The organism is Agrobacterium sp. MCAB5, assembly GCF_052114365.1.
GTDB classification, from domain to species: domain Bacteria; phylum Pseudomonadota; class Alphaproteobacteria; order Rhizobiales; family Rhizobiaceae; genus Agrobacterium; species Agrobacterium tumefaciens.
Map to the genome: position 1 here is coordinate 1 of NZ_JBFREP010000067.1, position 849 is coordinate 849.

General features: G+C 60.0%; 2 protein-coding genes. Both read left to right on the forward strand.

The genetic code is table 11. The features are described from left to right. On the forward strand, positions 1 to 287 hold a 287-nt coding region (locus tag AB4Z23_RS27330; protein ID WP_441361164.1), incomplete at its 5' end, for a nucleotidyl transferase AbiEii/AbiGii toxin family protein. Continuing rightward, a partial coding sequence (locus AB4Z23_RS27335; protein WP_441361165.1) for a hypothetical protein occupies positions 284 to 849 on the forward strand: 566 nt, incomplete at its 3' end. The genes AB4Z23_RS27330 and AB4Z23_RS27335, both read left to right, overlap by 4 nt.

Below are 849 nucleotides of genomic sequence, written 5' to 3' on the forward strand. Positions count from 1 at the left end.
ATTACGACCTGTGGGCGATACCGCGCGCAATCGACATTCCCGCCGACGATCTGGATGCGGCCATCCGCGCGACGTTCGAACGCCGTAGGACGCCAATCCCTAAAGAACGCCCACCGGGCCTCTCGGTCGAGATGTTTGGCGACGAAGGGAAGCAGCGGCAATGGCGTGCTTACGCCGCATCGCTCGAACTAGACGCTGTTTCGCTGGAATCGATCATTGAACGGGTTTGGGAGTTGGTCGGCCAGTCATGCGCGCGGATCGTAGCAAGAAACGAGAATGAGGCATGACCGAGGGTATCGCCATCATTGACGTCTGGGACGTCGAAACCTTCGACAGCGAGCTGCGCGGCGACCTCGACGCCCACGCCGATGTCATCCGCGATTACATGCTCACCTCGCGCCGCCAATGGCTGGAGCGTGAGGCCTCCGATCGCACCATGCCCTATCCCGAGAATCGTTATGCAGGCGAGTTCATGTGGGTGAAGGAGCATATCATGCGGCTGATGGAAGTCCGCACGATCCGCGCTTGGCACTATACCCGCCTGACCGACGCGGAAGTCGGTGTTCTTAGACAGGGCGGCATCTATCCATCTAGCCTCGACACCATCCGATCACGCTTCGCGGCGCAAGTTGCTGCTGGCGCATTCAACCAAGAGGTCGCGGATCGCTTGTTCGCCGACAGCCCGTACCAAAGCGATCAGCTTAACTCCCGCTCCGACAAGTTCTGGATKGTCTCGCATCCTGTTGACGTCGAAGACGGCGGCGTTGAATTGCTCCTCGAGAGCTGGGGCGGCGAGTCGGCCTATTTCTGGCAGCGAGATGCGGCGCTTCAAGACATGCTGAAGCGGAT